11 protein-coding genes are annotated in these 23502 nt (G+C 62.6%); 6 read left to right on the top strand and 5 right to left on the bottom strand.

All coding sequences use genetic code 11. The features are described 5' to 3' along the window. Positions 1-374 precede the first annotated feature (374 nt). The 3 genes from LDN95_RS04540 to LDN95_RS04530 all read right to left on the bottom strand — a co-directional run bounded on the left by LDN95_RS04540 (position 375) and on the right by LDN95_RS04530 (position 9760). Positions 375-7574, bottom strand: a complete 7200-nt coding sequence (locus LDN95_RS04540) for a hypothetical protein (RefSeq protein ID WP_226016456.1) — start codon at positions 7572-7574, stop codon at positions 375-377. A gap of 447 nt (positions 7575-8021) precedes the next feature. Then, a complete protein-coding gene (locus tag LDN95_RS04535; RefSeq protein ID WP_226016455.1) occupies positions 8022-9137 on the bottom strand; it encodes an AGE family epimerase/isomerase in 1116 nt (371 codons plus the stop codon). Further along, positions 9134-9760: an HAD-IIIA family hydrolase gene (locus LDN95_RS04530; protein ID WP_226016454.1), complete on the bottom strand. Its 627-nt coding sequence runs from the start codon at positions 9758-9760 to the stop codon at positions 9134-9136. Before LDN95_RS04530 ends, LDN95_RS04535 begins: the two co-directional genes overlap by 4 nt. Positions 9761-9780: 20 nt before the next feature. Between LDN95_RS04530 and LDN95_RS04525 the strand changes: the two genes are divergently transcribed. From LDN95_RS04525 to LDN95_RS04505, 5 genes are all read left to right on the top strand, one after another. Further along, a complete protein-coding gene (locus LDN95_RS04525; protein WP_226016453.1) occupies positions 9781-10662 on the top strand; it encodes a hypothetical protein in 882 nt (293 codons plus the stop codon). Continuing rightward, complete coding sequence (rfaE2, locus tag LDN95_RS04520) at positions 10659-12236, top strand: D-glycero-beta-D-manno-heptose 1-phosphate adenylyltransferase (protein ID WP_226016452.1); 1578 nt, start codon at positions 10659-10661, stop codon at positions 12234-12236. Before LDN95_RS04525 ends, rfaE2 begins: the two co-directional genes overlap by 4 nt. 362 nt (positions 12237-12598) lie before the next feature. Further along, complete coding sequence (locus LDN95_RS04515) at positions 12599-15619, top strand: TonB-dependent receptor (RefSeq protein WP_226016451.1); 3021 nt, start codon at positions 12599-12601, stop codon at positions 15617-15619. A gap of 99 nt (positions 15620-15718) precedes the next feature. Next, positions 15719-17272, top strand: coding sequence for a tryptophan halogenase family protein (locus LDN95_RS04510; RefSeq protein ID WP_226016450.1), 1554 nt, complete (start codon positions 15719-15721; stop codon positions 17270-17272). 27 nt (positions 17273-17299) lie between these two features. Then, the gene (locus LDN95_RS04505) at positions 17300-18202 is read left to right on the top strand and encodes an ROK family protein (protein WP_226016449.1); all 903 of its coding nucleotides are present in this window, start codon (positions 17300-17302) and stop codon (positions 18200-18202) included. Between the two features lie 16 nt (positions 18203-18218). On the opposite strand, the gene LDN95_RS04500 is transcribed toward LDN95_RS04505, so the two are convergent. Further along, on the bottom strand, positions 18219-19394 hold the full coding sequence (locus tag LDN95_RS04500) for an ROK family transcriptional regulator (protein ID WP_226016448.1): 1176 nt from the start codon (positions 19392-19394) through the stop codon (positions 18219-18221). 176 nt (positions 19395-19570) lie between these two features. Between LDN95_RS04500 and LDN95_RS04495 the strand changes: the two genes are divergently transcribed. After that, positions 19571-22078: an exo 1,3/1,4-beta-D-glucan glucohydrolase gene (locus LDN95_RS04495; protein WP_226016447.1), complete on the top strand. Its 2508-nt coding sequence runs from the start codon at positions 19571-19573 to the stop codon at positions 22076-22078. Positions 22079-22083: 5 nt separating this feature from the next. Here LDN95_RS04495 and LDN95_RS04490 read toward each other — a convergent pair whose 3' ends face one another. Continuing rightward, positions 22084-23418, bottom strand: coding sequence for a sugar porter family MFS transporter (locus LDN95_RS04490; protein ID WP_226016446.1), 1335 nt, complete (start codon positions 23416-23418; stop codon positions 22084-22086). Between the last annotated feature and the right edge of the window lie 84 nt (positions 23419-23502).

Below are 23502 nucleotides of genomic sequence, written 5' to 3'. Positions count from 1 at the left end.
TTCGTGCTCATGCGCTTTGCATACCTCGACAAAACGAAAAGCGACGCGGAGTTGGGTTCGAAACGGTGCAATGGCCACACCCACACCAACCAAGACTGATGCCCGCGGCGTCGAGACAGACATTGTTCAAGGCTGCAGTGTGCTGCTGCAACAGGGCATTCCCAACCCTGCTGAGAGCCGCTCCTGAGGACGCCTAGGCGGCGTGGCCAAATTCCACGTGGCCACGGCTTTTGACTCCAGCCCCTGCGGGGTAGCCCCTTAAAGGGCCCCAGCAGCGTTGTTCAGCCTGGAAAGAGGGCCACTCTTCCTGCAGCTTTGCGCCCCGCGGGGGCCCTTTACAGGGCAACCTTGGCCACGTGGAATATCCACGCTGCCTAGAAGTTTACCGTCAGCTTGACCGTTCCGGAATGGCTCTTGAAATCGCGACGCAGCTCACCATCATACTGCGCGCTGATCATGAACCGGTCAGAGGCCTTGAACGAAAGCCCTGCCCCCAAGACAGCGCCATTGCGTGCCGTGCGGGCCGATTCGCTGGAGAACGTCACCCCACCAAGCACCGCTTCGATCGGTATTGCGCCATTGGAGTAGTTGTGCGCCCAGGCCAGCTTGACGTTCGGCGCAATTTGGCCGGAAGCGGTTTCGAAAATGCTGGCCGCCTGAACACCCAGTTCGTGACCGAACACATCGACGTCAAGCTTATGGACTTTCAGGTTCGCTGCCCCTCCGCCGGTCTCGGCATATCCCGCATTATGGAGGTGAACCTCACGTATGCTGGCATACGGGGTGACCGACGCGAACTTGGCAAGCGGGATTGTGTAGCTCGCTCGCAAATTGCCCAGGTACTGCTGACCATTGTACGAGGCTTGCGCCGTGGCTTGAAGGAAATCGATCTGCCGCCGCTGGCTGTAATGATTGAAACCGAACCCGAACTGACCATCAAACACCAGCCCGGTTTCGCCAAGGCCGCCGGAATGAAGCGAGAAATACGCCGTCGCCTGAAAACTGTCGAGCGTCACCCTGCTGCCAGCAATCTGACCCCGCCCATAGGCGCTGCTATTAACCCAACTGATCGCGGCGCCCGCAACCAGCGAGGATGTGCTGGCAAGATCGGCTCCCGCCATGACGCCGTAATTGCTGGCCTTGTACGCGGACGCTTCAGGCGAGTTGGAGCGCCTTGCGCCACTGACGAGGAACTGGCCCCAGATAGCGCCTCTGCGGCCTTGCGATCCGGCCGATAGCCCGCGTTCCTGCCGCCCGGTCGCGTTTGCGGCAAGGATATCCTGATGCTGCACGATCGCATTGACCGCAGGCGAAACCGCAACCGCGATTACCTGGGGAGCCAGCTGCGATGGCGCAAGCTGGATGATCCCCCGCTCCTGCTCTGGTCCCGGCAAAACCGCCAGCGGCAGAAGGATATCGGTGATGACCGGGATGGCAGCGGAACCGCCCGAGTCGGCGATCAAATCGAGCGCCGCACCTGTCCCGACGCCGGGGCCTCCCGCCAGAACGCCGGTCGGGGCGAACCGGGTCGGTTCGACCGGCGGTGGCGGCGAGATGGTTCCGGCAATATCGCTCAATGTAAGGACCAATTCGGACGCGCCGCCACTCGAAGCGGTCGAGAATGCTCCGTCCAGACCCGCCACAGATGCCGTCAGGTTGCTGTAGGACAGGCTACCGCTGGCTTTGACCACCGCATAAGACTGACCCGAAGCGATTGTCCCGGTTCCCAGCTTAACCAGTGTTACATTCGTACCGGTAAGGCTGGCCGATCCGCTCACCTGCAACTGCCCATAGGCCGCGGTGGATGTGACCCCGATCAGCAACTTGCCACCGGTCTGATTGTAATTGCCGGTAATGGCGACCGGCTTGTTCACCGACAGCGTACCACCGTTGACCACGACGCCGTGGCTGCCGACGTTGACCGCATCGTTGAACATGATGTTGCCGGTCAGCACGAGATTGCCGCCCGTATTGGTGATCGTACCCTGGCTGCCATCGGCATAGCCGGTAAGCGTACCGAAGCTGCCGTCGCTGCCCCCGGCAATCGCCAGATCGGCGGCCGCCTCGTTCGTGACATTGCCCGCGATCACGCCGGTGTTGGTGATCGGACCCAGCGCGCCCGCATTGTGGATCGCGGCGTTCGATCCGGTCAGCGTGCCGCTGTTGGTCAGACTGCCGAGGCTGCCGCTCGCCGCGACATAGACCGCCGTCGCCGCCGACAGGTTCCCTGTGTTCGACAAGCTGCCAAGGCTGCCCCCGATGTAGTCATTGAGCGCGCGCGCCACCAGATTGGTGCCGCTGGTTTGGGCCTGCAGGGCAAGGCCGGTTACCGACCCCGTCTGGACCGTCACCCCGTCATAACCCGACCCGGTTCCGCCCTGAATCAAGGTGCCAGCAGCCGATCCGGCCAAGTAGTTGGCAGTTCCCGATACGCTCGTCGCGATCGTGCCGCCGGTGAAGCTGGCAGCGCCGCTGACCACCAATTGCGCACCGCTGGCAAGCGTCAGTGCGCCGCTGCTCTGGCTGAAGCCGCCGGTGACGTTGACCGTGTTCGCCAGCGACAGCGACCCGCCATCGTTGACCACGGTGTGGTCGCCGACGTTGATCGCGTCATTGAGCGCAATCGCGCCGGTCAAGACGACGTTGCCGAGGGTGTTGGTGATCGTGCCTTGCGTATTGGCGGCATAGCCGGTCAGCGTGCCGCCGCTGATCTGCAAGGCCTGCGCCGACAGGTTGTCGATGTTGCCCGCGATCACGCCGGTGTTGGTGATCGGACCCAACGCGCCCGCATTGTGGATCGCGGCGTTCGATCCGCTCAGCGTGCCGCTGTTGGTCAGACTGCCGAGGCTGCCGCTCGCCGCGACATAGACCGCCGTCGCCGCCGACAGGTTCCCTGTGTTCGACAAGCTGCCAAGGCTGCCGCCGATGTAGTCGTTGAGCGCGCGCGCCACCAGATTGGTGCCGCTGACGCCGCTGGTTGCCTCCAACCCTGTGAGCCCGCCCGTCGACACGATGCTGACGCCAGCGTAGCTTGAGCCTTCTCCGCCAAACACCAGCGCTTCGCCAAGCGTATCGCCAGCCAGATAATTGCTCGCAGACGAAAGTCCGCTGAGGTCGGTCGCGATCGTGCCGCCGGTGAAGGTGGCGGCCTGGGTGACAACCAGCCTGCCCGCGCTGCCAAGGTTCAGCGAACCGGCAGTCTGCTGATAGTTGGCGTCGATGGTGACCGTCCGAGACAGGCCAATGTCCGCACCCACGTTGCTGACCGTCAGGCTGGATGAAGCAGTGCCCACCGCAACGATCGTGTCGTCAAGCAGCAGCGCGCCCGACGCGAAAGTCAGGTTTGCGCTGGCGCCGAATGTGCCTTGCGACCCTTCGATGCCTGTGAAAGTGCCTACAGCCCCATTGGCCCCGCCAAGGATCGTGCCGATCGTGCCGCCGGACGTGTTGATGTTGCCAAGGATCGTTCCGCTGTTGGCAATCGTGCCGAAATCGCCGATTAGCACATCGGACCCGCCCGACATGGTCCCGCTGTTGTTGACCAGTTCGATCGAGCCTTCGCTCCCTATGCCTGTCGCGCCACCTTCAATGACGCCGCTGTTGGCGATCATGTCGATCGTACCGCTATTATTGACCGCGAAAGCACCGCTTATCGTTCCGGTATTGGTCAGTTGACCGATGGAACCCGCGTTCCACAATGCAGTGAAGCTGGTTGTGGTGATCTGACCATGGTTGGACAAGGTTCCTACGCTGCCACGGTTGACCACACCTGTGTACCCACCGGCATAGGAACCGTTGTTCACAATCGTTTCGACACTGCCGGTCGAAGCAATGAAGAGGCCAAATCCCGCACCGTTTATCGCATCGCCGTTGTTCAGCGTCGCCAAAGTTCCACCGACATAATCATTCGCAATGGTCAGAAGCAGTTGGCTACCGTCCAAATGTGTCGACGCGTCAACCTCGATGGGAGCGTTGATCGAAACATTCGAGCCGGTCAGATCCAGACTTGCCGCGCTGATCAGCGTGGAACTGCCGTGCAGGTAGTTGCCGGTGCTGGAAAGGATGGGCACGATCAGACCGCCGCTGATCGTCGCTCCATTGCTGACAAGAAGGCCGCCATGCTGGGCATCGATGCCGAGCGCTCCGCCGGTCTGGCTGTAGTCACCGGTGATGGTGGTAAGCGTGTTGAGCTTCAGGTTCGCGCCCGAGTTCACGACCGTGTGTCCGGTTGCGTCGATGTTGTCATCAAGCAGCAGATTGCCCGACGCAAACACCAGATCGCTGGCCGTGTTACTGATCAGACCATGTCCATTGCTGCCGGTCAGGGTGCCGACCGCCGCGCCGCCGCCACCGTCGATAGTCAGGTTGTTGGCGCTCTCGTTAAGAATGGTGCCGCTGATCAACCCACTGTTGGAGATACCGCCAAGCGCTCCTGAAGCACCGATGTGGACGGCATACCCTGCACTGCTGGCAATCGTTCCGGCATTCACGAGCGTCCCGAGGCTGTCTGCAAGATAGAGCCCCACACTGGCGCCGGTGATCAGACCACCGTTGGTCAGCGAACCGATGGAACCTGAGTTGAAAATGCCGATTTCGCCACCGATGGTGCCACCTTCGGCGTTCTCCAATACATCGATCGTCCCGCCCGTATTGAACAATCCGACGTTGTTGCCGATCAGTCCACTGTTGCTCAACGTGCCGATGCTGCCGGCGTTGTACAATCCGGTCATCATCGCGTCATTGGCGGATTTGATCGTTCCGGTGTTCTCAATCAGTCCGATCGCGCCGTAATTGCTGACGCCCGCGCTGCTGCCGACGATGGTGCCGGCGTTCGCAAGGGCACCGATCGTGCCGTAGTTCGCCAACCCGGTGGCACTACTGGCCTGAGCACTGATGATCCCAGCATCCAGATTGACCAACGTGCCGATCACATCGCTGTTCAAGAAGCCAAAACCGCCCTCAGTGGCGGTGGCCCCGATCAGCCCGGCATTGACGAAAAGCCCGATGGTCGCGCCGTTATAAAGGCCCAGGGCACTGGCGCCGCCAACACCGAGCAATGTCCCGGCATTCCCCAAGGCACTGATCGTGGAATCATTTTCTAACCCGACCGGACCCTCGATCAGGCCGTAATTGACGACCGTATCCATCACGCCCAGATTGCGCAGGCCGCGGGCCGCGCCATGCAGCGTTCCGTTATTGGTCAGGCTGCCGACGACGCCAGTATCCGCGACCAAGAACGCAACCGCCGGCCCGACTATCGTATTGCCGATCGTCAGGTTCGTCAGGGTACCGTCGATGTAGTCATTGTCAGCTGCCATCAGCAGGTTGTTGCCGCTGGTGGTCGCCGCCACGGCCAAACCGGACAAACTACCCGTCGCCAAAAGACTGACTCCGGAATAGTTCGACCCGGTTCCACCCGCCACCAAAGTGCCGCCAACGATGTCGCCAACCAGATAATTGCCGGTTGTCGACACCGCACTAAGATCCGCCACGATCGTGCCGCCGGTGAAGGATGCCGCCTGCGTGACGACAAGTTTGCCCGTGCTGCCAAGGTTCAGCGAACCGGCGCTCTGCTGATAGTTGGCGTCGATGGTGACCGTGTGGGCCAAAGCGATGTCAGCGCCGACGTTGCTGATTGTCAGACTGCTTGCCGGGATAGACTTGGCCAGGATCGTGTCGTTCAGCAGCAGCGCGCCCGATGCGAAAGTCAGGTTTGCGCTGGCGCCGATCGTGCCTTGCGAGGTGCCGTCAAAGCCAGTGAACGTTCCGATCGTCCCGTCACCACCGCCGACGATCGTCCCGATCGTCCCGCCATTGCCGTTGATATTGCCGAGAATGGTGCCGCTGTTGGCGATTGTGGCGAAATTGCCGGCAATCGCATTGCTGCCGCCCGACATGGTGCCACTGTTGCTGACAAGTTCGACCACGGTGTAGTTCTGGATGGCGTTGCCCGCCCCGGCGATGACGCCGCTATTGGTAATCGTGCCGATCGTGCCGGTGTTCAGGATCGCCCAACTGCTGTTGGTGATCGTACCGGTATTCACCAGTTGGCCGATGCTGCCTTGGTTCCAAAGCGCAGTGAAGTTGGTGTTGGTAATGCGGCCTGAATTGCTGAAAGTGCCGATCTGCCCAAGGTTGTTCACGCCGAACTGGCTTCCGCCAAGCGTACCGCTGTTGGTCACCGCGCCGATGCTGCCAGTTGCGGCGACATACAGGCCAGTGCTGGCAGCCGTGATCGCCGCGCTGTTGTCCAAAGTCGCCAGAGTGCCGCCGACGTAATCGTTGGCGATCGATAGCAGCACTGCGGTGCTGGTCGTGTTCAACGATCTGGACAGCCCGGCAAGGCTTCCGACCAAAATCGTCGAGCCGCTGGTGTTCAGGCTCGATCCACTAACCAGCGTGTAAGTGCCCTGCGTATAATTGCCGGTACTCACAAAGTCCGATTGTACCGTTCCGCCGCTGATGACCACGGCACCGCTTGCAATCAGCCCTCCCTGTACCGGATCGATCGCTAACGTGCCGTTGATCTGGCTGACGTCACCGGTGACATTGACTTGCGAGTTGAGCGCAAGGTTTGCGCCCGAATTGATAACCGTGTGGCCGGTTGCGTCGATGTCATCGTCAAGCAGCAGATTACCGGTAGAAAACACAAGATCGCTGGCTGCATTGCTGATCAGGCCATGACCCCAGTAGCCGGTCAGAGTCCCCACCACCGCGCCAATACCACCGTCGATGATCAGGTCGTTCGAGCTGAGGTTCGTGATTTGGCCCGCGATCAGCCCGGTGTCGCTGATGCCGCCGAGCGAAGCGCTTGGTGAAATCAACAAGGCAGTGGGGGCAGTGATCGTCCCGCTGTTCAGCAGCGTGCCCAAAAGAACGCTGTCGACGCCATTGCCAATGTACATGCCCCCGACATCGCTACTTATCGTGCCACTATTGTCGAGCGTACCAATTGTGCCGTAATTTTCACCGATGCCTGCCTGTGCGCCAATGATCGTCCCGGTATTGGCTATCTGCCCAATTGTACCGTTGTTAAATATGCCCCCGGAGACGCCGCTGATCAACCCGTTATTGATGATCCGACCGATCGATGCATTCGACAGGTTACCAATACCGCTGCTTTTGCTGCTGACAACGGTTCCATTGTTAAAGATAGTATCAATGCTACCTTCATTGGCGATGCCGCCAATAGATGGCCCCGAGTCACCTCCACCAATCATTCCGGTATTGGTGATGGTGCCGATATGCCCTCCGGATAGGATATGGGCGCCGGCTGTTGCGCCAAACAGCGTACCATCGTTGCTCAACGAAGCGACATCGCCCGTCCCGTCGACCACGAGACCTTCAGACGCGGTGCTGATCGTGCCGGAGCTTGTGATCGAGAATTGACCGATGCTGCCGCTGACGGTCTGGGGCACGGAAACGATCGTGTTGGAAATCGTGGTGTCGGTTGCATGCAGCGGTTGGGGCATGACCAGACTGGCCCCGAAGGCCAGCGCCGAAACACCTGCCAGATGGTATTGAGCCTTGCGATTCAGCTTCGCAGACGTGTTGCTCTTCAAGACCACCGGCATTCCCCCCCAAGATTTTCTACCAACCGCGCCGCTCGAGGACATGAGCGAACCCTAACACCAGCTAGAGATGTGTGGTTGTGGATCAATTTAGGGCGCACTAGTACAAATGCCGTATCGAATTTGGATCAATTCGAACCAAAATTGATCCGTTATTTATAGGAGCAATGAGTAATTTTGCTTAGGGATCTTTGTATTGGCATCTACTTTCACGACCGGGCCGAACTGCGGGGCCGGACAGGTGGGCCGCCGGTCTTGGTCGGCCGGTCTGGTCGGCCGGTCTTGGTCGGCTGGATCATGCGTTGCCGGGAAGGCAGGCCCAGGATCATGCATCGGAATTGGCGACAAATGGCCCCATGGCTCGCCCCGACGATGCCACCGAAACCGAGCAATTCCGATGCTGGAACTCCGCACCCCACCCCAGCCGACCGACGGGCTATGCCGGTAGGTTCACCGCAGAAAATCGAGTGCGGTGCAGATGTGGTAAAGCGAACTTGCGGGCATGTGGTCGACAAGGCTTAGGCCATGCCGGTCTGTCCGATCGATCCAGCCCCCCGGCACCGCAGGCGCAAGAAATCTATGCCTGGCGCTGCCCAGTACCTCACCCACGCCGTTTGGGCGAGCCGCGTGACCCGTCGGAATGGCAAATGCCTTGGCCGCTTCCATGGCGGGCCACAGGCGATAGGTGCGAGCCAATGGACCGGCAGGCCCAACCTGATCGACGACCCCGCCTTGCGCGTCCACTCCGCGCAGCGCCTGACGCATCAAGCGATCGATCCTGTCGCCGGCAGGAATGCCGCAGACGACGGTGCAGCGCGTCAGCAGCCAGACCCATTCGAAATGGTGCCCCGGCTCGAACGTCCGCCCCCCGTCAACCGGGGTCCAGTGATCGTCGAAGAATTCGGGCAGCACCGCGTCAGGGGAGGCCATGAACCACCGATCGAACAGCGCAATCATTGCCTCAATCTGCCGAGCGAAATCGCCAACCGCACCGCATTCGTGCAGGGCAAGGAAGGCTTCGAGCAAATGCATGTGCGGATTCTGCCGACGCGGCAGCACCGGCACCGGCCATTGCTCCAGAAAACCGCCGGCCGGATGGGCCATTTCCCGCTCCAGAAAGGCCAGCGTGTTGCACACCAGCGCGACATAGCGGGGGTTGGGATCGAGACGGATCAGATCAGCCAGCGCCAGCAAGACAAAGGCATGGGCGTAGAGATCCCGGCGGAGGTCGATGACGACACCTTGCGCGGTGCAGGAGAAGGCCCAGCCCTGCTTTCCGTCGTCGACCGCATAATGGGCGATCATCGTCTCGCCCGCCCGCAAGGCCAATTCGGCGCCGTCTCCGAACCAGCCATTGCGCGCAGCAGTGGCATAGACATGGACCTGCCGGGCCTGCACCATCACGCGACGCGGAACTTCGTGTTGCGGCGCGCCATCCAGCCCCAAACGCTCGACGAAGCTGCCGCGTCCGCTGTTGGACTGCCGATCAAACCCGGCGCTGCTCCACAATGGGAGCGCCTGCTGGCAAAGCCAGTCGATCCAGAACCCCGGTTCGTCTGCGTTCACAGGCGATCCAGCGCACCAAGTACGAACCGGTCGAGACTGCCGCCGGTATACAGGAAACCCGCGATACCAGCCCGGGCCGCCGCCTCAAGATCAGTCGCCTTGTCGCCGATCAGGAAGCTGCCGCCCCGCTCGATGCCATGGCGCTCAATCAACCGGTCGAGCATACCGGGCGCAGGCTTGCGGCATTCGCATGTCAACGCATACCGGGCGACACTGCCTTCAGGATGGTGCGGGCAATAGGCGAACTCCGCGATCCGGGCGGCATCGCCAAGATCGGTCTGCATGGCGGCATGAACCCTGGCGATCGCGTCTTCTTCGAACAGCCCGCGCGCCACCCCGGACTGGTTGGTCACCACGAACAGCATGAAACCCATGGTGGCCAGTCTGGCCAGTGCCATTTGCGCACCCTCGATCCACTGGATTTGATCTGGATCGGACAGATATCCGGTGTCGACGATCAGCACGCCATCGCGATCGAAAAACGCCGCCCGCACCGGACGTCCCGCTTCGCCGTCGGGTTCCAGCGCGCCGTGATGCTCTGCGAAGGCCGGTTTTACATTCATTTCCGGGGTTGGTTCGCTTGGAGGGTCGGTCGCGCCGTGGTTAGGCAACGGCAGCGCCATCACAAACGAGGGATGGATCGATGTTCGAGCGATTGTCATTCCCGCCGCTTTTCCGCCGGCCCCCGTCGATTTGCGCGATCCTTGCGGCAGCGCTGCTGCTGGCCTTGGGCAACCAAGGCATTGCGCGCACATCCGCGGTGGATCTTGTGCGCAAGGCTGGCTGGCAATGGGCGGTCATCGCGTCGGGCAGGTTCGATCTGGCGACAGCGCGCCGAACGGGCAGCAGCGGAAGCGGCGCACTGGTCGTGTACATTGAGGGCGACGGCCTGGCTTACGCGGCGCCCGCCCAGCGAGCGATGGACCCCACCCCGATCGATCCGCTCGCGCTGCGGCTCGCGCTTCAGCATCCAGGTGATGGGGCGGTCGCCTGGCTGGCACGACCCTGCCAATATGGCGCGCGAAGCCGCAATTGCCGAAGCGATTACTGGAGCATCGCGCGCTACGCGCCCGAAGTGATCGACAGCGCCAGTGCAGCGCTGGATCGCCTGAAGGACGACACCGCTGGCGCAACGCGGCTGATCCTCGTCGGTTATTCCGGTGGCGGCGCTTTGGCGGCGCTACTGGCAGAGCGTCGGCATGATATCGCAGGGTTGGTGACGGTCGCAGCCAATCTGGACCTTGGCGCGTGGGTCACGACCCATGACCTGACCCCGCTCACGCAGTCGATCGATCCGGCCACTGACGCGATCAGTCTTTCACGATTGCCCCAGGTCCACTTCGTTGGCGCCGATGACCGGGTAGTCGATGACCGGATCGCCAGCGCGTTTGTCGCGCACATGTCCGGCGAGCCACCCGTGACGATCATTGTCGTGCCCGGACAGGATCATGGAAGCGGTTGGGCAGTGCGATGGCCTGCGCTTGCAACCCGCGCCGAGCTTGTCCGCATGGAGGGCTGGCGATGAGACGCGACGATTCCGGCAGCGCAGCCGCTTGCAACGCTGAACCCCAACACATCCTCGTCGTCGGGGATGCGATGATCGATCGCTACATCATTGGCGAGACCACGCGCATCTCGCCCGAGGCTCCGGTTCCCATCGTGCGGGCCAGCCGCGAGGAAGTGCGCGCGGGTGGTGCCGCCAACGTCGCCGCAAACGTGCAAGCACTGGGCGTTGCGTGCACGCTGCTGACAGTCTCCGGCGATGATGAGGCTGGCGACGATCTGGCCGGACTGATGAGGGCGCAAGGGGTCACACTGGACCGCGTAATCGACCACGGCCAACACACCACCCAGAAGACCCGGCTGATCTCTGGCACACAGCAAATCGCCCGCATCGACCATGATGGCTCAACCAGCGCTATGGCAAGAAGCGTGTTGGCCAAGCGCTTTGCGGAAAGTCTCGATGGGGTCAGCGCGGTCATCTTTTCCGATTACGACAAGGGGGTGCTGGCGGAATTGCCCGCGCTGCTCGCTCTGGCCCGACAGCGTGGAGTGCCCACATTCGTCGATCCCAAAGGCAGCGATGCAGCGCGCTATGCCGGAGCGTCACTGTTGAAGCCCAATGCGCGCGAGTTTCATGCCCTTTTCGGCGAGTGCAACGAGGACCAGTTGCCCGTCCGCGCGCGACTGGCGTTGGAGGCGCTTGGCCTCGATACCATCGTGATAACGCGCGGCGCCAAAGGCATCCTGATGGTGTCGCGCGACGGCGAGATTGTCGATCACCCGACCGCAGCCGTGGAAGTCTTCGACGTGACCGGGGCTGGCGATACCATCATCGCGGCACTTGTGGTCGGTCTTGCGCAGGGACTGCCAATGGCGGCGGCCATTGGTCAGGCCAACCTTGCCGCTGGCATTGCGGTCTCACGGCCGGGCACATGTGTCGTTACCCGCCAAGATCTTGATGAACGACTTGACCGTGGCGATCACGCATCGAGCAAGCTGGTCCCCTTGCCTGTGCTCCGACGCAAGCTGCGCGACGCCCGCGAAAATGGCAAGCGCGTGGTGTTCACCAACGGTTGCTTCGATGTCCTTCATGCCGGACACGTTCGTTTGCTCGATCTGGCCAAACGGCAGGGTGACGTATTGGTCGTCGGCCTGAATTCCGACGGTTCAGTTCAGCGACTGAAAGGGCATCATCGCCCGGTCAACAGTCTGGACGATCGCGCTGAAGTGCTCAGCGGCCTTGCCAGTGTCGATCATATCGTCATGTTTGAAGCAGAAACGCCGCTGGACCTTATTATAGCGATTGAGCCGGACGTGCTGGTAAAAGGTGGAGACTACACCGCGGATACCATCGTGGGCGCCGACTTCGTGCGCGATGGCGGAGGCGTCGTCGTGATCGCGCCGCTACTGGCCGGGCGTTCGACTACGGCAATTCTCGGCGCTCTGAACGGCAAGCCAGGTAAAGTTGGACTGCCCGATCAGCAGGAACGCATGGGCATGAGTGCCATAAACGGTTGCCGCTGTGCAAACTGCTTCGGGCCTGCAATGGTTCGGTGCAGTGGTCCCGACACCGATCGCAACCTGCTCTGCGGCTAATGTTGCCGCAACGGGCGCGCATGCCCACTTTCACTTCGTTTCTCGCTCGCCTGCGATCCAACCCGGCTACTTCGGGCCACCGTCGGGGCTGATTGCGCAACGCACCGCAGCCGACCCTGCACAGAGCATGGACCAACTGCGCCGCAGCGTTTCGCCCAGAACAGCTGTTAGCATAGTCAGCTTCAGCGTGTGTTCATGCTAACCCAATCCCGAAGTCCTCCTCAAATTCCATTATATCAAATAAAATCAATATTTTAGTAAATAACAAAATTTGTTTGACGAAACCGCGCTGGCTTGGCACATAGATAAAACAATTTTCTTTAATGAGTCTCTCGGAGGCTCACATCAGGAGAGGAATGCCGATGCGTTCAAAGGCCATCAGGTCTAGCGTGTTGTCGTGTGCCGTTTCGGTGCTCGCCATCGCGTTGCCCTTGCTTACCCCGGTTGCAGCGTCCGCTGCCGCTGCGGAAGCTGCAGCAGACACCAGCACCCCGGCGGATGATGCCGCCCCGGCCATTGTCGTCACCGGCATCCGCGCTTCGATCGAACGCGCGGTCAGCGTCAAGCGTAACGCGGTCAGCGTTGTCGACGCGATTTCGGCCGAAGACATCGGCAAGCTGCCCGACGCAACCATTTCGGATTCACTCCAGCGCATCCCGGGCGTGCAGATCCGCCGTGACGCGGGCGAAGGCAGCACAGTCAACGTGCGTGGCTTGCCCCAGGTCGTCACCCTGATGAACGGCGAAGCCTTCCTCGGCGCTGGTTCGATCAGCTCGGTGCAGCCCAACTTCACCGACGTTCCCTCGCAGTTGCTGTCGGGCGCAAGCGTCATCAAGTCGGCCACGGGTTCGCTGATCGCATCGGGTATCTCGGGCACCATCGACCTCAAGACGCGGCGTCCGTTCGATCTCAAGACCGGCGTGCACGGCGCGCTTTCGGTCGATGCCGGCACCGGCTCGAACACCAAGAAGTTCGATCCGCACGTCAACGGCTTGCTGTCGTGGCGCAATGACGACGTTGGCCTGCTCATCTCGGGCGTCTATTCCAAGGACCATCTGGGCAACTCGTATTCGGGCATCCAGCGCGATTTCGGTGGCCGTCTCGCCGATGAATCGCTGGCCAACGCCACTGGTTACGGCGGTTTCCGCTTTGACGATCCCACGCGCGGCACCAATGTTCCGGGCGGTATCGACGTGAACGGTAACGGCACGGCCACCGACACGTTCTTCTCGCCCCAGGCACACACCGGCTGGAACCGCGTGACCGAGCGCCAGCGCATCGGCGTCAACGCCTCGTTCCAGGCGCACTTGTCCGACACGCTCGAACTGGTGGCTGATGGCTTCTATACCAAGCAGAACCAGTACACCGGCACCTCGGGTTTCCAGGCGCAGGGCGTAAACTGGCAGGCTGCCGACTTCGTGCCCGGCCTCAGCCGCGACACGGGTTCGACCATCAACGGCTTCCACTTCAACACGACGCAGAAGTACAACTACACGCTGCAGAACTTTGACAGCTATTCCGAACTCAACCGCGCGATCTCGAAGTCGACCAACCTCAACGCCGAACTGCGCTACAAGGGCGAAAAGCTCAAGCTGACGCTGCGCGGCCTGTACGGCAAGGCGGACTACAAGCTCGACAACAGCTACGCCCAGTTCTCGCTGTCGGACGGCAATCAGTGGTTCAACGGCGTCGGCACCTACCCGGCGTCGCTGGGCGGCAACCGCACTTTCAACCCGCTGGGTTATCGCTACAACACGCTTCCGGCAGTCATCGACTATTCGGGATCGAATGTCGCCTTCACGCTGCCCAGCCAGTTGAGCAGCGAGCTGAGCAACAAGAGCGCCTATGCGCTCAAGACCGTCTCGTCGGAAAACAACCAGCGTTCCAGCGCGGACATGAAGGTTCTGCGGCTTGACGGCAGCTATGAATTCGACAGCAATTTCAACGTCGAATTTGGCGCCCGCTATGGCGATCGCAGCACCGACCAGACCGTGTTCGACCGTGCCGCCCCGCTCTATGCAGGCAATGGCGCCTCCGACCCGGCCGGTTGCTTCGTCAAGTGGAAGGCGTTCGACGTTCAGATGAACGCGCCTTCGTGCTCGGCCAGCAATGCCGCAGGGCAATTCCTGACCGCTGGGCTGACGCGTCTGGCCACCGACCCTTCGCTGGCCGGTATCCTGACCAAGTCGACCTTGCCGGTTAGCGGTGTCGGCGCGATCTACACCATCGATCCGATGGCGATGAAGGATCCCCTGTCGTTCCAGAACAGCTTCTATCCGGGCAACAAGGAGTTCATCCAGCCCGGCCAGACGTTCTCGGTCGGCCTGAAGCAATGGTCCGGTTTTGGCCAGTTGAACTACGCAGGCGAAATCGGTTCGATGGGCTTCCACGCCAATGCGGGCCTGCGCATCATCAACACCAAGCTGCATGTCATCCAGCACCGTTCGGGTGCGGGCCAGCCTTATGGCCTGCCCAACGCCGACATCGGCACTCTGACAACGGATCGCTCGTTCACCGACTTCCTGCCCGCGTTCAACGCTGCGCTTGACGTGACCAGCAAGCTCAAGGTGCGCGCGGCGTTCTCGAAGAACATGACGCTGCTCAACCTCGACCAGTGGGGTGGCGGTCTCAACCTCAACTACGCTATCGACACCACCACCAATCCGCCGGTGTTCCACGTCGCTGGGGGCAGCTCGAACGGCAACCCGCAGCTCGATCCATGGCGTTCGACCAACTATGACTTGTCGGTGGAATATTACCTGGGCCGTACCAGCGTGATCAGCGCGGCGTTGTTCCGGGTCGATGTGAAGAGCTTCATCCAGAGCGCGACCATCATCCGCAAGGACATTCCCGATCTTGACGGGGTCGTGCGCTCGACGGTGCCGATCACCGCGAACGTTCAGGGCAAGGGCGGCACGCTGCAGGGCGTCGAACTCGGCGGCAAGTATGGCTTCGACTTCCTGTCGGGCTGGCTGGGTGGCTTCGGTGTGGATGCAAACTACACCTACTCGGACTCGACCTCGGGCAACCACGATCTGTCGGGTGCGAAGGAGCCGTTCCACGACAACTCCAAGCATCAGATCAACGCTGCCGTGTGGTATGAAAAGTATGGCCTGCAGGCGCGCGTTGCCTTCAACTATCGCTCGAAGCGCGCTGAACAGTCGGACTTTGCGGGCATCACGGGGCTGACGCTCTATCAGGCGCCGACCAAGTACATCGACGCCTCCATCGCATATGACTTGAACAAGCAGGTCACGATCTTTGCCCAAGGTTCGAACCTGACCGGTGAATCCGAGCACTACTATCTGGTCTGGCCCGACCAGAAGGCGTTCAACAACCTGTACGAGCGCCGGTTCCTGGTAGGTGCCCGCGCCCGGTTCTGATCACTTACACCATCCTCTCCCTCAACCTCAGGGCGGCCCCAGGGCGCTGCGATCAGCACCCAAAGGCCGCCCGCCTTTTTCAGGACAGGCCCCTGCCCCATGCAAGCCAACAGCGATCCTAAGCCAGATGGTGCCGATGCCATTCGCTCGGTGGTCGTGGCCGGTGGCGGCACGGCGGGCTGGATGGCTGCAACCTATCTCGCCGCGCGGCTGGAAGGTCAGGGCGTCAAGATCACGGTCATTGAATCGAGCGCCATCGGTACGGTCGGTGTCGGCGAGGCGACGGTTCCGGCCATCCGCGACTTCTTCAAGGCCATCGGCCTGCACGATTTCGACGTGCTGCGCGCCAGCAACGGCACGCCCAAGCTGGGGATCGACTTCGCCGGTTGGGCTGGCGAAAACACCCGCTTCTTTCACCCGTTCGGCCTCTACGGCCTGTCATCGCGCGGCGTGCCCTTCCACCAGTACTGGTTGAAGCTGGCGCACGCGGGCCGGCGGCGCGATCTGGCCGACTATAGCTTGTGCACCGAAATGGCGCGGCAGGGAACTTTCATGCTGCCCGTCGATAACCCGGTCAATGAACTGGCGGTATTCGACTGGGCCGTGCATTTCGATGCCGCGCGTTTCGCCGCACTGCTGCGCGAAGTCGGTCAACAGCGCGGAATCCAGCTGATCGACGATGTCATCACCCACGCCGTGTTGGATGGCCAGACCGGCCATATCGCGCAGTTGGAAACCAAAGCCGGCCTGTCGGTCACCGGCGACTTGTTCATCGACTGCACCGGCTTTCGCTCGATGTTGCTGGGCGAAACACTGGACAGCAAGTGGGTCGACTGGACGGGGCTTTTGCCATGCGACCGCGCGGTCGCGATGCCCTGCGCTGCGGCGACTGCCTTCGATCGGCCCTACACGACCAGCACCGCGCGCGAGGCCGGTTGGCAATGGCGCATTCCGCTGCAACATCGCGTCGGCAATGGCTATGTCTATGCATCGAGCCAACTCGGCGATGACGAGGCGGCGGCGGTTCTGCGCGGCAGCCTTGAAGGCGCGCCGCTGGCCGACCCCAACTTCATCCGCTTTGGCGCGGGCCATCGGCAATCGTTCTGGGTTGGCAACTGCATAGGCGTCGGGCTGGCAGCGGGCTTCCTTGAACCGCTCGAATCCACCGCAATCACGCTGATCCAGACGGCGCTGGAAAAGCTGGTCGATCTGTTCCCCGACCGGCACTGCGATCCGGCATTGGCTGCCGAGTTCAACCGCGCCACGACGCTGGAATACGAGCGTATCCGCGACTTCATCATCCTGCACTATCACGCCAACCGCCGCCATGGACAGCCCCTTTGGGATGCCATGCGCGCAGCCCCGCTGCCCGACAAGCTGGCGCACAAAGTGGCGCTGTGGCGGGCACGCGGAAAGCTCGTCCGCTATGAATGGGAAGCCTTCCTCGATCCCAGCTGGCTGAGCATGTACGCCGGGTTCGACATGCTGCCCGCCCGGCATGACCCGCTGGCCGACCATTTCACCCAGGCGCAAGTCGAACAGGCGCTCGATCACATGCGTGAAGCGATCGTGGCCGCAGCGGGCCACGCCCGCCCGGCCCGTGACTTCGTGGCCCGCCTGAGCGGTGCCGCAGCGCCGGTCCGCGCCGCCTGACCCCCGCCCAAAACGGAGACTTATTTGATGAACGTTCGCATTGCCGGCATTGAACTTGGCGGCACCAAATGCGTCGCCACACTCGGCGATGTCGAGGGTCGCGTTATCCAGCAATTCACCGTGCCCACCACCCTTCCCGGCACGACCCTGCCAGCCCTTTCCGCCATACTGGCGCGCTGGGCTGACGAAGCTCCTTTTGCGGCACTCGGGGTTGGCTCGTTCGGGCCGGTCGGCCTGACCCATGGCACCCCCGACTTCGGACACATCACCGCCACCGCCAAGCCAGGCTGGCGCGATACCGATGTCCTGCGCACGCTGAGTGCGGGTCATGCGGCTCCGTGCTCGTTCGACACCGATGTCAACGCCGCCGCGCTGGCCGAGCGGCGCTGGGGCGCGGCCCAAGGGCTGAATGACTTTGCTTATGTTACCGTAGGCACCGGAGTGGGCGTCGGGCTGATCGTCAACGGACAACCCACCCGCGGGTTGGGCCATTGCGAACTGGGCCATATCCGCGTGCCCCGCCTTGCCGGAGACGATTGGGGCGGCAACTGCCCCTACCATGGCGATTGTGTCGAAGGTTTGGCGGCTGGCCCGGCGATAAAGGCACGGTTGGGGCGCGATCATATCCACGCCATCGCGGCAGATAGCGACGTGTGGATCGGAGTTGCCCATGCTTTGGCGCAGATGTGCCATGCCATGCTGATGACTGCTGGTCCGCGCCGCATCCTGATCGGCGGCGGCGTGGCCAATGGCCAGTCGCATCTGCTGCCGATGGTAGAGAGCATGGTGCGCGAGAGTGTCGCTGGCTATATTCCGCTGCCGGTCGACACGTTCATCGTTCCACCGGGCCTTGGCGATCAGGCGGGGCCGCTCGGCCCGATCGCACTGGGCCTCGACGCGCTGGATGCGCACCGCATCCATGCGGAGTGACCACGCGCAGCCTGACTTATCCGTCGGTCAGATTGGTCCACAAAGCGGTCGATTTGGGCAGCAGAAAGTGGCTGAACGGCAAGATCGCAGCCCCGACCGCAGGCGCTTCGGTCGCCAGACGCGCCTTCAGCACTGGCGCCAGTACCGGCACATGATGCCGGTGGGCCGCCAGTTTGGCGTTGAGCGCATGGGACAAATCGTCGATCCAGCCAGCAGGCAGGCGGCCGCCAATGATGACCGCACCGGGATTGATCAGGCAATTGATCGACACCAACGGATCGACCAACTGGTCGCTGGCCGCCTCGATCCAGCGCTTGCGCACCTGATCAAGCTGGGGCGCATCGCTATGCAGTTGCTGTTGCGTCAGCCCTTCATCGGCCATCATACGATAGACACCCGACAGCGAAACCAGGCTCTGCACTTGTTCCGGCCCGCCCTTGGCCAGCAGGAAACCGATCTCTCCGCTGCGTCCGTTGGCACCGCGAAAATAGTTTCCATCGATGACCAGACCGCCACCAAGGCCCGACGATACCAGCAGATAGAAGAAGCTGGCAGCACGCAAACCATGGCCCAGTTGCTGCTCGCCCATCGCGGCTGCCGCCGCATCATTCTCGACAAAGACCGGCAGGCGGAACGGTTCGGCCAGCAGCGCGGCAATGTCGGCACTTTCCCAGCGCTCATAATCGGTCGGACGCCCCGGCAGGTCGACCAGACCGAAGTCGTCGGGCATCGCCACCCCAACCCCCACCAGCAAGTCCGGATCGATCCCGGCTTGCGCGACCAGCCCTTCGGCAGAAGCGCGGTAATGTTCCTGCACGTCCTCGGGCGCCGGAAAGCCGATGTCGCGGGTGGCCTGCGCCAGCACCTCTCCAGCGAAGTTGACCAGCACGACGGTGATGTGGTCGCGGTCGATATTGACGCCAAGCGCGTGGCAGGCGTCCTTGTTGACCACCAGCTTGGTCGCTGGCTGGCCGCGCCCACCGCGCTGTTGCCCGGCCTCGACGATCAGACCCTCGGCGGCAAGGCGCTTGGTGATATTGGCGATGGATGGGGGCGTAAGCCCGGTGATCCGCGCCAGATCGACGCGCGTGATCGGACCGTTGACCCGGATGGCATGGAGCGTGACGCGCTGGTTGTGGTCGGCGGCACGTTCAAGATTCGTACCCGAAAGGCGCAGCGAGCCATCCTTCATCGTGCACCGTTCGCGATCATCGGGTCGCGGGGCTGGCAAGCCATCATCAAGCATCCTTTCAAAGCGACCCCGGCCTTCGTCATCCTGCGCTGCCTTGTGCTGGCACCGTCTGTGCCACAGGCGCAAGCCGCGGACCAAATCTTAATTTAAACCATTTTATTTATATGAGGTCTGCCATGTCCAGATTGAAACTCGGCCTTATGCTCGGCTTTGCCGCCATCGTTCCTCAAACCGCCTGGTCGGCAGAGCCTGAGTTGTCGCCTGCGGCAACCGCGCACGCCGCGCAATGGCCGGTCGCGCATTGGCCCTGGCGCACCGATCGCAAGATCGAGGCCCGCATCAAGCATCTGCTGGCCGCGATGAGCGTCGAGGAAAAGGTCGGGCAGATCCTGCAGGCCGATATCGCCAGCGTCACGCCCGAAGAGGTGCGCCGCTACCACTTGGGGTCGGTGCTGAATGGTGGCAACGCCGGTCCGGGCGGGGATGACTATGCGCCTGCCGAGCAGTGGCTGAAGCTGGCCGATGCGTTCTACGATGCCTCGATGGATCGCTCCGCTGGTGGCCATGGCATCCCGGTGATGTGGGGCACCGACGCCGTCCACGGCCATTCCAACATCATCGGAGCAACGCTGTTCCCGCACAATTCCGGCCTTGGGGCGATGCGTGACCCCGCGCTCATCCGCCAGATTGCGGCCGCCACCGCCATCGAGGTGCGCACGACCGGGATCGACTGGACATTTGCGCCCACGATCACCGTTCCGCAGGATACGCGCTGGGGCCGCGCCTACGAAGGCTATTCGTCGGACCCCAAGCTGGTGACCAGCTATGCCGGTCCGTTCATCGAAGGTCTGCAGGGCAAGCCGAACACCGGCGCGGTTCTGGCAGGACCGCACGTGATCGCCACGGCCAAGCACTTTCTGGCCGACGGTGGCACCGCGCAAGGGCGCGATCAGGGCGATGCCCAAATCAGCGAAAAGACTCTGCGCGATGTGCACGCCCCGCCCTATGTCGCGGCGATCAACGCGGGTGTCCTGTCGGTCATGGCCAGCTTTTCAAGCTGGAACGGCGAAAAGATGACCGGCAATCGCAGCATGCTGACCGATGTGCTGAAGCATCGCATGGGCTTTGGCGGGCTGGTTGTCAGCGACTGGAACGCCCACGGGCAAGTCGCAGGCTGCACCAACGCCAGTTGTCCGCGCGCGGTCAACGCCGGGATCGACATGTACATGGCGCCCGATAGCTGGAAAGCGCTCTACACCAGCCTGAACGCGCAAGTGCGCGATGGCACTGTGTCAAAGGCCCGGCTGGACGAGGCTGTGGCGAGCGTCTTGCGGGTGAAACTGCGCGCAGGGCTGTTCGAGGCCGGTCGCCCCTCGGCGCGGCCCTATGCCGGGAAGTTTGACCTGCTGGGCGCAGCAGAACATCGCCGGATCGCCCGCGAAGCTGTCCGCAAGTCGCTGGTTCTCCTGAAAAATCAGGGTGGGCTGCTGCCGCTGCGCGCTGGCTCGCGCATACTGGTAGCGGGCGATGGAGCCGACGATGTCGCGCGGCAATCGGGCGGCTGGACCCTGTCTTGGCAGGGCACCGGCGTTACCCCCGCCATGTTCCCCGGCGCGACCAGCCTGTGGCAGGGCATCCGCAGCGCGGCCGCCAGCGCAGGCGGGGCAGCAACGCTGTCGCCCGATGGCAGCTTTTCCGGTCAGCGTCCCGACGCCGCGATCGTGGTGTTTGGCGAAACGCAATATGCCGAGTTTCAGGGCGATCTGACCACGCTGCGGCTAAAGCCCGAGCAACGCGGCCCGCTCGAAACGATGCGCAAGCTGAAGGCACAAGGAATCCCGGTGGTGGCAGTAATGCTGACCGGCAGGCCGCTGTGGACCAACCCCGAACTGAACGCGGCCGATGCCTTCGTCGTGGCATGGCTGCCCGGCTCTGAAGGTGCAGGAGTTGCCGACATGCTGCTAAGCCCGGCGCAAGGCAAAGCGCCCGAGTTCAACGGACGCCTGTCTTTCGCCTGGCCTGCGACCGCGCGGCCGGACGGTCCGGTCCTGTTTCCGCTGGGCTACGGCCTGACCAGCAAGGTGCCGGGCGCATTGGCGCCGCTCAGCGAGGAACCTGGCGTTGCCGAAGTCGCTGCCAGCGCCGACCTCTACCTTGCCAAAGGCGTTGCCGGACCGGGCTGGTCGCTGGAAGCAAGAGACGAAGGGGGCAGCACGCGCATCACGACGGTGCCCGCCGTATCGGCCGGTGGACGCGTGGCCGTGACCGCGACCGATCATGTCGTACAGGAAGGCGCGCGGCGTTTCACGGTGTCGGGCTCGGGCACCGCGTCGGTCGCGATCACCAGCCATGCCGCGGCTGACCTTTCGCGCCAGACCAATGGCGAGATGCTGCTGGTCGCCACCTTGCGCATCGACCAGCAACCGGCCGCCCCGCTCCATTTCTCGCTCGGCTCGGGCGCTGCCACGGCGCGGCTTGATGTGGGTCAGATGGATGCCCTGCCGGTCGGGCAGTGGCGGCGCGTGGCCGTGCCGCTGAAGTGCTTCCGCACAGCTGGCGCGGACATGGCCAAAGTCGACATGCCCTTCGCCATAGAGTTCGCCGGTCCCGGCAGCCTCAGCCTGTCCGAAGTCAGGCTGGGGATGGAGGCTGACGTTACCCTGAATTGCGCGAAGGGAGGCTGACAGCCTCAGTCCCGCGCATTGCCCGAAAGGCGCCTCGCCAGATCGTCGAGCGAGGCGCCACGGGTTTCGGGAAACCAGCGCCAGACGACGAAAACTTGCACCGCCATGGCCAGCGCGAACCCGGCAAACGGCAGCGCTGGCCCATGTGCCGCCATTACCGGAAACGCGAAGCTGATCGCCGCGTTGAATACCCAATGCGTGCTGCTACCCAGCGCCTGGCCCCGCGCGCGGACCGCCGTGGGGAACAACTCGCTCAGGTAGACCCAGATCACCGCGCCCTGCGAGAGCGCAAAGAACGCGATGAACATCACCAGCAAAGGCAGCAACCACTCGCGCCCCTGACCGCTGGCAAAGATCGCCGTTACGCCGACAAGGGCTAGACACGTCCCGACCGCGCCCGCCAGCAGCAACGGCCGTCGCCCTGCCCGGTCGATCATGGCCATGCCGGTCGCCGTTGCCAACAGGTTGGCAAGGCCGACCGCCACTGCCTGCTTGTCTGCCGACAGACCCGAAAATCCGGCAGCCGAGAAAATGTCGTTCAGGTAATAGAGAATGGCGTTGATGCCCGACAACTGGTTGAAGGCGCCGATCGCCAGCGCCAGCAGGATCGGGGTGCGGTGAAGGCGCCACGACAGCCGTCCCTCAGCCTCGGTTCCTGATGCGGAAGCTCCCAGCGCAAGCCCCAGACGCTCTGCCGCACTTTGCGCCGCCGTCAACAGCCCTCGCGCCTGCAGCCACGACGGACTTTGCGGCAACCAAGGTGTCAGCACCGCAAAGACCAGCGCGGGCACTCCGGCCATCGCCAGCTTAACCCGCCATTCGATCGCGCCCAATCCTGCGCGCGCGACCAGCGCGTTCGACAGATAGGCGAGCAAAATTCCCGAAACGATGGCAAGCTGAAACAGACCGACGCGGCGCCCGCGCTGGGCAGGCTCGCTGATCTCTGAGATATAGACCGGCGCCACCACCGAGGACGCACCGATGGCCAGTCCGCAAGCCAGCCGGAACAGGCAGAAACTGACCAGACCTTGCGCCATGGCGGTGCCGACAGCCGCGATCACGTAGAGCCAGCCCAGCCACACCAGCACCCGCCGGCTGCCCAGCGCATCGCCCAGCCGCCCGGCCAGAGCGGCGCCCGCCAACGTGCCCCACAGCGCAGCGGAAACCGCCAGACCCAGCCCCTGCGGCGTCAGCGCGAACGTCTGTTGCAAAGCCTGCGTGACGCCGGAAATCACCGCGGTGTCGATGCCGAACAGCAGCCCTGCCAGACTGGCCAAAACCGCGCTACGCATGCCGACAGATGGCAGAAAGCGCGCATCCGGTGTTTGAGATCGGTACATTTCAGGGCCTCCTCATTCTTATTTCAATTTTACTTATTAATAAAATTGCCCTACGTTGCAAGGGTTCAGCCGATCTGGAAAGGT

Source organism: Novosphingobium sp. FKTRR1, from assembly GCF_020404405.1.
Classification (GTDB): domain Bacteria; phylum Pseudomonadota; class Alphaproteobacteria; order Sphingomonadales; family Sphingomonadaceae; genus Novosphingobium.
The sequence above is the reverse complement of the archived record's forward strand: the minus strand, read 5'-3'. Positions and strand labels throughout refer to the sequence as shown.